Consider the following 12,099-nt stretch of genomic DNA (forward strand, 5'->3'; position numbering starts at 1 on the left):
CTCGATTTTAAATTTACCTTTACAGTTCGGTTCGTTATAATCGTAGAGGTGCAATTATCCTAAAGGAGTGACATATTTTTTTATGCTAAAACCTAAAAAGAACATCTTCTTTGACCTATTCGAGGAACAAGTTGCCATTGTCCATAAAGGTACACACCTATTCTTTGAGATGCTTGGGAACTATCAGGATATTGAATCCAAAGTAAAAGCGATCAAACTGGTTGAAAAAGAAGGTGACGCGATCGTCCGTCAAATTATGAACGAGTTAAACTCCACCTTTATCACGCCACTTGAACGCGAGGATATTCACGCGTTGGCTCATACATTGGACTCCGTTCTCGACTATATTGACGGAGTAGCTGATCGCTTGTTCTTGTATCAGCTGCCACAGCCTGATCAGAGGTTTATTGCACAAGCTAATACGATTGTGAAATGTTCTACTCAATTAATCGAGTTAATCCGTACATTGCGCAAGTTAGATCACAAAGTAGTATCTGACATCGCCCGTAAAATTAAAGAATTGGAATGGGAGTCAGATGCCAACTACCGTCGCATGGTTTCCGATCTGTTGAACGCGCCGGATGCTGATCCAATTCTTTGTATTAAATGGAAAGAGATATACGACAAGTTAGAGGACTGCGCTGACTTTACTGAGGATGTTGCTAACTTAGTTGAAGGGATTGTGCTCAAGAATGCCTAGTCTTTCACCAGACTTGCTTATAATGATTTTCGTGGTGCTGATGGCGTTAAGCTTTGACTTTATTAACGGTTTTCACGACACTGCGAATGCCATCGCCACTTCCGTTTCAACACGAGCTTTAAGTCCGCGTACAGCAATCATTATGGCTGCATGTTTTAATCTTATTGGGGCGTTAACCTACACGGGAGTCGCCAAAACGATCGGGAGCCAAATTGCCAACCCCTTTAAATTGGACAACGGACTCGTCGTCGTCTTGGCTGCGTTAACCGCTGCGATCATGTGGAATCTGATCACCTGGTGGTTCGGGATACCGAGCTCATCCTCCCATGCCTTGATTGGCGGCATAAGTGGCGCTACGGTTGGTGCAGCAGGGTTTGGTGCGATTAACATGTCAGGCTTTACTAGTATTGTCCAAGCCTTGATCATCTCTCCAATTGTCGCCTTTGGGCTCGGTTATATTGTCATGCGGATCGTTTCTTACGTGGTTGCCAATATGCCGTACCATAAAACAAACCAAAACCTCCGTATGCTGCAGGTTCTGTCAGCAGGCTGGCAGTCTTTCAGCCATGGAGCGAATGACGCGCAAAAAACGATGGGGATTATCACATTTGCTCTCATCACAGGCGGATTTATGCAAACAGAGAACGGAGACTTCACGATTCCTCTTTGGGTAAAATTGGGGGCCGCTCTTGCAATGTCGCTTGGAACCTCTGTAGGGGGTTGGCGCATCATCAAGACAATGGGCGGAAAGATCATGAAGGTGAAACCGATTAGCGGTTTTTCTGCAGATTTGACCTCATCTATGATCATCACTACGTTTACTGCATTTGCGTTGCCAGTTAGTACAACCCACGTCATCTCCTCCGCGATCATGGGGGTAGGGGCTTCTCAGAAGTTTTCCGCGGTGAAATGGGGCCTTGCTGGACGAATTATCTTTACTTGGATTGTTACCTTGCCTGTTACTGCATTGTTAGCCGCGGCGTGCTATGCGGTGTATAGTGTCTTCATTTAATCGTCTTCATAGAATCAATAGCATGTAAAATAAATCGAAGGGCATACTATTCCCAAAATGGGAGGTATGCCCTTTGATGGATCCAAACACTCCAGGGACGATTCGATCGCGCTATCTTGGCCAATGGTTATTCTATTTGGGGTTGGTTGCCATTTTTCTTGGAATGGCCATATGGATTTCGGATGCTTACAATTTTATCGCATGGGATGAGGCTTATGCCAATGTGGCTACCTATACCACGTATTTGCTTGTGGTTGTTGGCGGGCTTAGTATGTTAATGGGGTATCTGTTATTTCGAAGATAACTTTTGCCACCAGCTAATTTTGGGTTGAATCTGGAGCATTTCAATGGATGCAAACGGAATAAACAATAAGGCGCCATCATCTGCCTCTAATAAAATGCCGGATGGACTGAAATCTTTGAGCACCCCTTCCTCATATGGAGGGGTTTTTTGGTTGTCCTGAAAGTAGACCAATAGTTGATGATCCAGGTAATCCTCTAGTACATCTCGATTCATGAATCAACATCTTCCTTTCCGTAACATTCTGTCTATAACAGCAGTATGAACAGAAAAACACCATCCCAATCACTCGGGATGGTGCACACATCGCTATGAACGCAATTGCGAGTTGTTCGCCTGACGCTTGCGACTTACTACTATCATTAGAACAACACCTAGCAGTGCAAGACCTAGGCTCACCAATTGGGCCACGCGCAGCCCGCCAAACATAAGGCTGTCAGTTCGCATCCCTTCAATGAAGAATCGGCCAATGGAGTAGAGGATCAAATAGGAAGCCAGGACTTGTCCGTCATAACGCTTGAATCGATACAGAAGAGCTAACAATATCACAAAAACTCCGAGATCCCAGATCGACTCATAGAAGAAGGTCGGCTGATAGTAGACGCCGTCAATCAACATTTGATTGCGGATAAATGCGGGGAAGTGAGACATAAACTCGGCGGAAACAGGAGCACCGTGAGCTTCTTGATTCATGAAGTTTCCCCAACGCCCAATCGCTTGCCCCAAGATCACACTTGGCATCAAGATGTCGCCGATCAACAGAAACGGAAGGTTATGCTTTCTCACATACAACGTACCAGCGAGAAAACCTCCGATCAGGCCTCCATGAATCGCCAGTCCACCTTTCCAAACGGCGAAGATATCCAGCGGGTGAGACTGATACTGTTGCCATTCAAACAAACAATAGTAAAGTCTCGCGCAAACAATGGCAGAAGGGATAATCCAGACCACCATGTTCAGGATATGATCAGGGTTAATTCCGGCTCGCTTGGCATGGTAGCTGGCTAAATAGGTTCCAACAAAAAAAGCCGTTCCCATAATAATTCCATACCAGTGAACGTGAATATTTCCGATCGAGAACGCTATAGGATCAAGCAAACAAAATCTCCTCCTTGTGATGATTGATCAGTTGTTCCAAGTATACTACAAGTTGCTCGAGGTTTCCTGTTCGGTTCCAAGCATGAATATTGTGTGAAATGTCACTGAAAAACATTGAAAAGTACATTAATATAGGATATTTTAACTCTGTACTAATATTTACCAAAATTTAACAATGTTTACAATGTATTTACCGTAAAATTATTCGAAAGGGAGTCGCTGGATGAAAAGTATTCGTACCAAATTATTATTGATCATCATCCCCATTCTTACGATCTCATTAATCGGAATCTCTTGGTTTAATCACTCCAAAGCAACTGAATTCTTGTTGCAGAATTTTCGGGACAAATCCGCGGTGGATTTAAGTAATTTACGAGGGGATATTGACAGTTGGGTACAGAATCAGGTGGCCAGAATCACGACAATGGCAAGCAGTGATAATGTGATTCGCATGGATCAGCAGACCCTCGGTTACTTGAAGGAGCGACAAAAAGAACATCCTGAATTCGGCACCATTATGTATGCGTTTCCAAACGGTGAATCATGGACAACCCTTGACCAAAAAGCCAACATTACGGATCGGCAATACTTTAAGGACATCATGGGAGGCAAACCTCTCGCCATCTCCAATGTACTCATCTCTAAGGTGACGAAAGAGCCCATTATTATGATTGCTTGTCCGATTTTGAACGAAGCAGGACAAGTAAAGGGAGTGTTAGGGGCCACCATCTCCATTAAAAAAATGAATGAAATCGTTGGTAAAGCTAAGTTTGCCGAAACCGGTTATGCCTATCTTGTGCAGCAGGATGGAACGTTTATTGCGCATCCTGATCCGAATTTTCTGATGAAGAAGAAAGTTCAGGAGTTAAACATTCCAGAACTGTCCAAAGCCTATCAGAACATTCAGGAAAAAGCGAATTATGGAGAATCTCGTTATACGCTCGACGGAGTGGAGAAATTTTCTTTCTATACCGATGTGCCATCGACTGGCTGGGGGTTGTTTATTTCAGCTCCTGTAAAAGAGGCAACCAGTCAGCTAGATACTCTCGCCAAAATTTCGTTTGTTACAGCGGCTGTTGTTTTGATTTTTGCCATTCTGGTGGTGGTTTTGTTCACCTCTACCTTAATTAAACCAATCAAAATGATGAGTCGACTCACCTCCTTGGTGGCCGACGGAGATTTAACGATCAAACTTCTGCATCAGTCAAACGACGAGGTGGGTGTGCTAGGGCAAAACTTTAACGCCATGATCGAGAAGATGCAGGGAGTACTCTCCGCGATGAAGCGGACAACCGAACAAACCAAGCGATCCTCTGATACACTGGTGATTTCAAGCGAGGAAACCAGAAGTTCAGCTGAACAAGTTGCAAGAACGATTACCGAACTAGCCTCAGGAACCACCGATATTGCGGCATCCGTCTCTCAGTCGACGGATCAGGTTCAGGAGATGATCCAAACCGTTCGGGAGCTGTCCAGCTATGCGGATGATATTATCGGAGCAGCCAAGCAAAGCAAAGAATCCGCTATGGATGGGCGTCAGTACGCGGACGAATCGATCAAGAAAATGAAAGAAATCAATCAGACTGTGAATCAAACGGCACAGATCATCGGTATGCTTGATCATAGGTCAAAAGAAATCGGCAACATTGTGGGAATGATTACCAATATTGCGCGGCAAACCAATCTGTTAGCGCTTAATGCCTCGATTGAAGCAGCTCGAGCAGGGGACCAAGGGAAAGGATTTGCGGTAGTCGCTGAGGAAGTACGCAAGCTGGCGAATGAAACTAGTCTTTCTGCCGAGCAGATCTCTAATCTGGTAAGGGAAACGCAGGATGAGAGTCATCGGGCCGTTATGGCTGTAGAGCAAGGAACGAAGGTGGTTGAGGAAGGGATGACTGCCGTTCAAAAGGCTGGAACTTCGTTTGCCGAAATTTCTTGCCAAATCGATGATGTATTGGTTAAAAACGTAAGTATTCACGGCAGTATACGCGATTTGGAGGATCAGGGCAGTCGAGTTGTCCGATACATGGAGGATATTGCCGCTGTTACCGAAGAAGCGGCGGCCGGTTCAGAGCAAGTAAGCGCCGCGAGTGAGCAGCAGGCGGCATCAGCCAGCCAGATTTCCCATGATGCGCTTGCCTTTGCCGAATTGGCTGAGGAGCTTCAAGTGATTATTAAACAATTCAAGGTGCACGATTGATAATGAAACAAGCCGGAGAGCTTCATTGCTCGTCCGGCTTGTCTTACCTTCACTGACCATGCTTGATAATATCCGATTGATCGGCTTCAGACTGCATTTTTCTCGCTTGTTCCTGATTCATCCCTGTTTGGTCAGCTAGCGATTGCGCTTTGGAAGCTTCTAGCTTTTGTTTGGAAGGATTTTTTTCAGCCATTTCATGATGCCTCCTTATGAAGTAGATAAAGTAACGTATCCAAAAAAATACCCCACTACAAATTGCAGTGAGGTAGCGGTTCAAATTGCTTCCAAACGAGAAGCAAGAGGCATGAATGCTCCTATCAGACACTTCATGCCCATATGTAAACCGCTTTTCAATTATGGGAGAGGAGAAACCGGAGGAAGAGCTTATGGGGAAACGTAAGTCTTCTCCGCGGTTGTCAGCGACACCGTTGCGTCGCTAGTCATATTTTTTGCCAACAGTCTGGTATTTTATACACGGTGAAATGAATTTTTGTCCGTAGGTTTGCTATTTTACCTCCTGTAAAGCATGTGATAGTATGAATTTACTGCCAAAAGGCATCATGTTTAATGAAATGACAGGTGAGAAGAATGAGAGTAATTTCAGGCGAACACAAAGGGCGACCGCTTGCCGCCGTACCGGGCAAAGGAACACGTCCTACAACCGACAAGGTAAAAGAATCGATTTTTAATATCATCGGCCCGTATTTTGATGGTGGAACTGCCTTGGATCTGTACGCAGGTACAGGCGGACTGGGAATTGAAGCGTTAAGTCGTGGCATCGAACGGACTGTGTTTATTGATATTGAACAAAAAGCAATTTCTGTGATTAAACAAAATCTGGCTTCTTTAAATCTGTCCGACCAAGCGGAAGTGTATCGTAATGATTCGGATCGAGCGTTGAAGGTTTTGGCGAAGCGGGACATTCAATTTGACTTGGTCTTTTTGGATCCGCCCTATGCCAAGCAGAAGCTGGAAGCCGAAATGCGTTTGTTGCAGGATTTGAATCTGCTTGCTCCGGGAGCCAGAATCGTGACCGAGCATGATACAGAATTTACCCTCAAGGAAACCATAGGCGATTGCGTTCAAGAAAGAAGCGTAACGTACGGGGATACAACGATTTCCATTTTTCAGTTTAATTCATAAGGAGGAGCCAATTTATGGCGATTGCGGTATGCCCAGGAAGTTTTGATCCCGTAACATACGGACACCTTGATATTATTAGGCGTGGGGCCAAAGTGTTTGACAAAGTGATCGTGGCGGTGCTCGTCAACTCCAATAAAAATCCGCTTTTTTCAAAAGAAGAGCGGCTTGATCTGCTGCGAGAAGTAACCAAAGAAATGCCCAATGTGGAAGTTGACACGTTCAGTGGGCTGTTAATTGACTATATGCGTGAAAAGAAGGCCGGCGTTTTGCTTAAAGGCTTGCGAGCTGTTTCGGATTTTGAATATGAAATGCAGATGGCCTCCATCAACCGTAAGCTGGATGAGGATGTGGAGACTTTCTTTGTCATGACCAATAATCAGTACTCCTACCTAAGCTCCAGCATCGTGAAGGAAGTGGCTCGTTATCATGCGTCGGTAAGCGATCTGGTTCCGTCAGTTGTGGATAATGCGTTGCGGCTCAAATTCCCGGTTCTGTCTAATAAGTAGACTGATTGGATTTGGCCAGCAATCTGCTGATCACGATGAGGATCAATAGAATCAAAGCGGCAACAAAAGCGGAGTGGCTAAAATGATTCCACCAGGTATGCATCGTATGAATATGCTCGTCAGCGAAAAAAACGGGGACACTTGCGGCTTCCGTAGACGTCAGCTCCTCCAATGGCTTCCACAATACGATCGTGAGAAAGACAGCGATTATCGCATGAATTCCTCTAGCCAGAAGATAAGGGATGAAGCGAATATCGGTCTGGCTCAAAATACTGGCGACCTGTGCGTGAACACTTAAGCCACCCCAAGAAACAATCGCACTTGCGATGGCGGCTTGCCACATAAAAGAGAGATGAGGGGCAGCCAGACTTGCGGTTTGGGCACCTAGCGTCACTTCGAACAATCCGGAGACCAATGCTTTGGAAATGGTAGACGGGAATCCGAATGGGCCAAGGAAAACGGCAAGAAAGCTGCTCATAAATTCCGTCACTCTAACCGTAGCGAGAAGTTCGATCACCACCGAAAAAAATATGATAAATCCCCCAATCATAAACAACGTCTGCAAAGCGGAGGAGACCGCATCCCCCATCAGCTTTCCGAAAGGACGGTTGTCTTTTAGTCTCGCTCGGTGCATGGCTTGTATGGCCCGAACCAAGACCGGGTATTTATTGTTGTCGACATGTTTGGTGATGGGGGCAGGAAGCGCGTAGAACCGATAGACAAGTCCAAGCAGAATGGCGGATACATAATGTGTAAAGGCAAGGATATAGCCTAATTGTTCACTGTGAAAAAATCCAACCGCAACCGCACCGATAACAAACAGCGGATCACCCGTTGTCGTAAAAGATACCAGTCGTTCTCCTTCCGATTGTGTGATGCTCCCTTGTTCGCGAAGACGTGTCGTAAGTTTGGCGGCTACTGGGTATCCGGAGGCAAAGCCCATCGTCATGACAAAGCCACCTGTTCCTGGTACGTTAAACAAGGGTCTCATCAACGGTTCCAGCAAGACCCCCGCAAAATGCACGATGCCTACTCCCATTAGAACCTCTGATACCACGATGAAGGGCAGGCATGCGGGGAAAACCACTTCCCACCAAATTTTCAAACCGGCAAGGGCCGCTAGAAAAGACGTATTAGGATTGGTGACAAGAATAACGACAAATCCAATGGATATCATTGCAATAAACAAGGTTAAATACAACGAACGGTGTTTCATAGATTCCTCCTGGACTTCAATACTAGTACATGTCTACGTGAGGAAGGACGAAACTATGCAACTCGTCTTACATATTCATTGGGGAGGAGGGATAAGAGGTGTCAAACGAACATAGACCGAAGATTGGCCTAGCGCTTGGTTCGGGAGGAGCGCGAGGCTTTGCGCATATCGGGGTGCTCAAGGTGTTGGAGGAACACCAGATCCCGATTGATTATTTGGCGGGGAGCAGTATGGGGAGCTTTATCGGTGCACTCTACGCTAATAACATTCAGCCGCACATGATGGCAAAGCTGGCCACGAATTTGAAACGAAAACACTTGCTGGACTTGACCGTACCCAATATGGGATTCGTAGCGGGGCAAAAAGCAAAGGAGCTGTTTCGACTCCTTACCCACGGCAAGAACATCGAAGACCTATCCAAACCACTTGCCATTGTCGCCACTGATATTGAAATGGGAGAGCGGGTCGTTTTTCGGGAAGGACCGCTTGACCAAGCGATTAGAGCGAGTACCTCCATTCCCGGAATCTTTGTGCCGGAGCGTGTTGGGGATCGTCTGCTTGTTGACGGGGGTGTAATTGATCGGGTTCCGATCACCGTAGCCAAGGAGATGGGAGCCGATCTGGTAATTGCCGTTGACGTGGCCCACTTCGATGTCAAGATGAAGGTGAATTCGATTTTCGAAGTCATTGCTCAAGCGATCGATGTGATGGAAAGAGAAATTTTGCGTCATCGAATTCTTTCAGCTGATTTGGTGATTCGCCCGAATGTAGGACACTATAGCAGTATTGCTGATTCCGGGGTGGAGGAAATCATTGCGGAAGGTGAAAAAGCAGCCCTTGAAAATATAGACCGAATAAAGGAATTGATCGAGAATTGGGGGAACAACCATGACCACACACGATAATCAACGACCCTCCACCAGTCGAATTCGTTTTCGCTGGGGGATTATTCTTTTTGCTGTCGTTTTGCTGTGCGTCCTGTATATACCCCTTCCGTACTATGTAACAAGGCCAGGCTCCGCGATTGAGCTTGCGCCTATGATTAAGGTGGAAGGCGGGACCAAGGATGAAAAAGGCTCCTTTATGCTCACGACCGTACGCATGGGAGAAGCGACACCGTTCTGGTATTTGTATTCCAAGTTGTCTCCAGATGTGGAGCTAATTGATGAAGATTTGGTATTAAGTCATGGCGAGACGGATGATGACTTTACCCAGCGGGAACTAGAGGTTATGCATAATTCACAGCAGCTGGCTGAAGCCGTTGCCTTTAAGCGGGCGGGTTATCCTGTCAAGATCGAGAAGCAGGGTGTATTGGTGATGGGGACACTGGCGGGTATGCCTGCCAAAAATTTGCTCAAAGTGGGCGATGTGATTACCCAGGTCGACGAGAAAAAATTGCAAACGGCGCAAGATTTGCTCGATTATCTCACTAAGAAGAAGCCAGGGGAGAGCATTCAATTGAAATTCTTGCGAGGCAGTCAGGAAATGAGTGGCTCTATTACGCTCGCCTCCTTGCCAGATGAAAATGGTCAAGCAAGTAAACGCGTCGGATTAGGGATTCGTCCGGAGAACAAGCAATACATTGAAATACCGAAAAAAGTAAACATCACCGCCGAAGGCATAGGCGGACCCTCGGCAGGTTTGATGATGACCCTGGAGATTTATGACCAACTAAAAACTGACATCGATCTTACACGCGGCTATCGTATTGCGGGAACAGGTACGATCTCAGCGGATGGAACGGTTGGACGGATTGGTGGAATCAACCACAAGATTGTGGCCGCTGATAAAGCGGGTGCCGAAATCTTTTTCGCGCCAAATGATGTCACAACAGGTCAAGTCTCGAACTATCAAGAAGCTGTTGAGACCGCAAAGCGGATCGGGACCAAGATGATTGTCGTTCCGGTAAAAACCGTAGACGATGCCATCAATTATCTGCAAAAGTTGAAACCGAAGCAAGGGTAAGTGGCGGCAATTTGTATTCGGAAAGGAAATCGTTAGAGAATCCGTTTGGTTGTCCAAGCTGATAAATTGCGCTTGCACGCAAATCGAGATCCAGCATGGGGTGAATATGATCGCGTGCTTTCGTAATGAGCGGAATGGAAGATTTCTTTCTCGCTTCCTTCAAGAGCTGCTGTCCTTTGTCGCTAAAACCAAGGATTCGCGCGTAAGGAGCGCCAGATTTAAGTTGAAACGAAGCCACCTCTTGCTTGGTTAGGTTAAGCAAAACGGACAGGAGCATGCGTTGCAGACGATTCCACGTGAAGCGGCGTGTCTTGGCTTCGGTAATCAGTTCTTGGACGGTTTTGCTTCTTTTAACCGAAGCGATCAAGCGATTCTCCATGCCTTCTTCGATCTCATGGTAGGTGGACAATTCTTGTGGCGTCAATTGGAGAAGTCGGTGAAACAGCGGATGTCTGTAATGATCCCAGCAAATGGGGCCGGCCCCTTGGTTGAACTCCCGTCTGAGAACATCCAGGGTCGTTTCTGGGACATAGGCAGCAAGCGATGAAAGATCGGCTTTGTCATCCAGCAATAATTTGCGCAGGGCAGTGGCACTGGCGATTTGTTTGTCCGTGATGGACTGTTGATGATAGTCAGCTTTTTTTCGTTGGATAGTGACGGCCTCCATACGGCTATTGAGGCGTTTTAGCGCAAGCACATAATTAAATCCCAAAATATTATTGGGCTGATCCAGAGGAATTTGATTGAATCCGAATTTTTGCATGTATCGCGTTGCCGCTTGTGCGTATGCTAGGGGGTAAGCTAGGCCGTTGGATAGGTTCATCTTTAGGTGCTCCTGGAACTCCAAGGGTTCAATGGCAAGGGCTTCGGCAAGCGGGTGCATCCAGCTAATCTCTCCGCTTTCGGAACCGAAGCAGACAGAGTCTACTACCCCAAGTCGATCCAATATAGAAATAGCGCCATGGGCAAACAGCTCCGCATTCGCGGTAGCAAACGGTAGGGGCAATTCAATCACCAGATCGACGCCAAGCCGAAGGGCCATTTCTGCGCGAGCTCTTTTACTGACGAGCGCAGGCTCGCCACGTTGTAGGAAATTACCACTCATGACAATGACACAGCTATCTGCTCCTGTCGCTTCCTTGGCTGCCTCAAAATGGAGTTTATGTCCGTTATGTAATGGGTTGTATTCAACCACTAGACCAACTGTTTTCATTGGATCCCGTCCTTTTTGACATCTGAATATGGCTTTTCAATCTTTAGCTTCTACCCTAAAGTGTAAATTTCTAAAACAAGCTGTCAAGCAAATTTGGTTGACAAAGGATTTCAATACCGATATAATCATCCTTGTTGTGCATGAGGTGATCTTTATGAATATTAAACTTACTGATTTAGAACATCGCAAAGGTGAGCCACTCCCGTTTCAGACAACCCTTGAAGCAGATGAGCTCAAAAGTCGTCATCAAGAGGTTCGCGGCATGTCTGATGTAAACGCGCAAGGCGAAGCGATGTTGCTTGGCGGATTGTACTATGTGAATGGCAAGATGGACGCTGACGTGAACTTTGTTTGCGCCCGTTGTCTCAAGCCTTTCCAAGAGCATATGACAGTTCCGTTTTCGGAAACTTTTGCCTCACCAGATTCAGATGTGGAATACGACGAAGAGAGCGACATCCATCCCGTTGAAGGAGATGAGATTGAGCTTGATCCGATTCTGCAAGAAGATTTTTTGCTCGCCTTACCTATCATTCCGTTTTGTGAAGAGGATTGCAAGGGGCTATGCCCGACTTGTGGGGTTAACTGGAACGAGCAACAGTGTTCCTGCAACAATCAGCGAATTGATCCACGTTTAGCTGGACTAGCTGATTTCTTCAAAAACGAGAAATGATTGACAGGTTTTCAGAATGTGGCTTACAATCTAATGATGCAAGCTTCATTTTTGAACGGATGGTTAATCCATCCA

General features: G+C 46.2%; 14 protein-coding genes. 9 read left to right on the forward strand and 5 right to left on the reverse strand.

All coding sequences use genetic code 11. The features are described from left to right. The first annotated feature begins 82 nt into the window (after nucleotides 1-82). The 3 genes from ACQCN2_RS09195 to ACQCN2_RS09205 all read left to right on the forward strand — a co-directional run bounded on the left by ACQCN2_RS09195 (nucleotide 83) and on the right by ACQCN2_RS09205 (nucleotide 2,016). Nucleotides 83-700: a DUF47 domain-containing protein gene (locus ACQCN2_RS09195; RefSeq protein WP_426928590.1), complete on the forward strand. Its 618-nt coding sequence runs from the start codon at nucleotides 83-85 to the stop codon at nucleotides 698-700. Then, on the forward strand, nucleotides 693-1,712 hold the full coding sequence (locus tag ACQCN2_RS09200; protein WP_426928591.1) for an inorganic phosphate transporter: 1,020 nt from the start codon (nucleotides 693-695) through the stop codon (nucleotides 1,710-1,712). Before ACQCN2_RS09195 ends, ACQCN2_RS09200 begins: the two co-directional genes overlap by 8 nt. 73 nt (nucleotides 1,713-1,785) lie before the next feature. Next, nucleotides 1,786-2,016, forward strand: a complete 231-nt coding sequence (locus ACQCN2_RS09205; protein ID WP_426928592.1) for a hypothetical protein — start codon at nucleotides 1,786-1,788, stop codon at nucleotides 2,014-2,016. On the opposite strand, the gene ACQCN2_RS09210 is transcribed toward ACQCN2_RS09205, so the two are convergent. Together ACQCN2_RS09210 and lgt are read right to left on the reverse strand one after the other, a co-directional pair. Next, nucleotides 2,002-2,229, reverse strand: coding sequence for a hypothetical protein (locus tag ACQCN2_RS09210; RefSeq protein ID WP_426928593.1), 228 nt, complete (start codon nucleotides 2,227-2,229; stop codon nucleotides 2,002-2,004). The two genes, ACQCN2_RS09205 and ACQCN2_RS09210, sit on opposite strands and share 15 nt — an antisense overlap. A 93-nt stretch (nucleotides 2,230-2,322) precedes the next feature. Continuing rightward, complete coding sequence (gene lgt, locus ACQCN2_RS09215) at nucleotides 2,323-3,111, reverse strand: prolipoprotein diacylglyceryl transferase (RefSeq protein WP_426928594.1); 789 nt, start codon at nucleotides 3,109-3,111, stop codon at nucleotides 2,323-2,325. A 223-nt stretch (nucleotides 3,112-3,334) separates the two neighbouring features. On the opposite strand from lgt, the gene ACQCN2_RS09220 reads away from it, so the two are divergent. Next, nucleotides 3,335-5,311, forward strand: coding sequence for a methyl-accepting chemotaxis protein (locus ACQCN2_RS09220; protein ID WP_426928595.1), 1,977 nt, complete (start codon nucleotides 3,335-3,337; stop codon nucleotides 5,309-5,311). A gap of 49 nt (nucleotides 5,312-5,360) precedes the next feature. Here the strand turns inward: ACQCN2_RS09220 and ACQCN2_RS09225 are convergent, their stop codons facing one another. After that, nucleotides 5,361-5,504, reverse strand: coding sequence for a hypothetical protein (locus ACQCN2_RS09225; protein WP_426928596.1), 144 nt, complete (start codon nucleotides 5,502-5,504; stop codon nucleotides 5,361-5,363). A gap of 395 nt (nucleotides 5,505-5,899) precedes the next feature. On the opposite strand from ACQCN2_RS09225, the gene rsmD reads away from it, so the two are divergent. Then, the gene (rsmD, locus tag ACQCN2_RS09230) at nucleotides 5,900-6,454 is read left to right on the forward strand and encodes a 16S rRNA (guanine(966)-N(2))-methyltransferase RsmD (protein WP_426928597.1); all 555 of its coding nucleotides are present in this window, start codon (nucleotides 5,900-5,902) and stop codon (nucleotides 6,452-6,454) included. A 14-nt stretch (nucleotides 6,455-6,468) separates the two neighbouring features. Further along, on the forward strand, nucleotides 6,469-6,960 hold the full coding sequence (gene coaD, locus ACQCN2_RS09235) for a pantetheine-phosphate adenylyltransferase (RefSeq protein ID WP_426928598.1): 492 nt from the start codon (nucleotides 6,469-6,471) through the stop codon (nucleotides 6,958-6,960). Here the strand turns inward: coaD and ylbJ are convergent. Further along, nucleotides 6,950-8,176 carry a sporulation integral membrane protein YlbJ gene (gene ylbJ / locus ACQCN2_RS09240; RefSeq protein ID WP_426928599.1) on the reverse strand — a complete coding sequence of 409 codons (1,227 nt, stop codon included), beginning with the start codon at nucleotides 8,174-8,176 and terminating at the stop codon, nucleotides 6,950-6,952. The genes coaD and ylbJ overlap by 11 nt on opposite strands. Before the next feature lie 98 nt (nucleotides 8,177-8,274). Between ylbJ and ACQCN2_RS09245 the strand changes: the two genes are divergently transcribed. Together ACQCN2_RS09245 and ACQCN2_RS09250 are read left to right on the forward strand one after the other, a co-directional pair. Beyond that, nucleotides 8,275-9,081 (forward strand): patatin-like phospholipase family protein, encoded by an 807-nt coding sequence (locus tag ACQCN2_RS09245; protein WP_426928600.1) that lies wholly within the window; start codon nucleotides 8,275-8,277, stop codon nucleotides 9,079-9,081. Beyond that, nucleotides 9,065-10,141, forward strand: coding sequence for a SepM family pheromone-processing serine protease (locus ACQCN2_RS09250; RefSeq protein ID WP_426928601.1), 1,077 nt, complete (start codon nucleotides 9,065-9,067; stop codon nucleotides 10,139-10,141). The genes ACQCN2_RS09245 and ACQCN2_RS09250 overlap by 17 nt, the downstream gene beginning before the upstream one ends. Here ACQCN2_RS09250 and ACQCN2_RS09255 read toward each other — a convergent pair. After that, nucleotides 10,104-11,354, reverse strand: a complete 1,251-nt coding sequence (locus tag ACQCN2_RS09255; RefSeq protein ID WP_426928602.1) for a nucleotidyltransferase — start codon at nucleotides 11,352-11,354, stop codon at nucleotides 10,104-10,106. The two genes, ACQCN2_RS09250 and ACQCN2_RS09255, sit on opposite strands and share 38 nt — an antisense overlap. Before the next feature lie 154 nt (nucleotides 11,355-11,508). On the opposite strand from ACQCN2_RS09255, the gene ACQCN2_RS09260 reads away from it, so the two are divergent. Beyond that, nucleotides 11,509-12,024, forward strand: coding sequence for a YceD family protein (locus tag ACQCN2_RS09260; protein WP_426928603.1), 516 nt, complete (start codon nucleotides 11,509-11,511; stop codon nucleotides 12,022-12,024). The last annotated feature ends 75 nt before the right edge of the window (nucleotides 12,025-12,099 follow it).

It is taken from the genome of Brevibacillus ginsengisoli (genome assembly GCF_050113715.1).
GTDB lineage: Bacteria > Bacillota > Bacilli > Brevibacillales > Brevibacillaceae > Brevibacillus_H > Brevibacillus_H ginsengisoli.

What these genes read in the sequence shown, in the direction of transcription:
- ACQCN2_RS09210 (WP_426928593.1), bottom strand. Translation starts at nt 2,229, where the DNA reads ATGAATCGAGATGTACTAGAGGATTACCTGGATCATCAACTATTGGTC.
- ACQCN2_RS09195 (WP_426928590.1), top strand. Translation starts at nt 83, where the DNA reads ATGCTAAAACCTAAAAAGAACATCTTCTTTGACCTATTCGAGGAACAA.
- ACQCN2_RS09220 (WP_426928595.1), top strand. Translation starts at nt 3,335, where the DNA reads ATGAAAAGTATTCGTACCAAATTATTATTGATCATCATCCCCATTCTT.
- ACQCN2_RS09225 (WP_426928596.1), bottom strand. Translation starts at nt 5,504, where the DNA reads ATGGCTGAAAAAAATCCTTCCAAACAAAAGCTAGAAGCTTCCAAAGCG.
- rsmD (WP_426928597.1), top strand. Translation starts at nt 5,900, where the DNA reads ATGAGAGTAATTTCAGGCGAACACAAAGGGCGACCGCTTGCCGCCGTA.
- ACQCN2_RS09200 (WP_426928591.1), top strand. Translation starts at nt 693, where the DNA reads ATGCCTAGTCTTTCACCAGACTTGCTTATAATGATTTTCGTGGTGCTG.
- ACQCN2_RS09250 (WP_426928601.1), top strand. Translation starts at nt 9,065, where the DNA reads ATGACCACACACGATAATCAACGACCCTCCACCAGTCGAATTCGTTTT.
- ACQCN2_RS09255 (WP_426928602.1), bottom strand. Translation starts at nt 11,354, where the DNA reads ATGAAAACAGTTGGTCTAGTGGTTGAATACAACCCATTACATAACGGA.
- coaD (WP_426928598.1), top strand. Translation starts at nt 6,469, where the DNA reads ATGGCGATTGCGGTATGCCCAGGAAGTTTTGATCCCGTAACATACGGA.
- ACQCN2_RS09260 (WP_426928603.1), top strand. Translation starts at nt 11,509, where the DNA reads ATGAATATTAAACTTACTGATTTAGAACATCGCAAAGGTGAGCCACTC.
- ylbJ (WP_426928599.1), bottom strand. Translation starts at nt 8,176, where the DNA reads ATGAAACACCGTTCGTTGTATTTAACCTTGTTTATTGCAATGATATCC.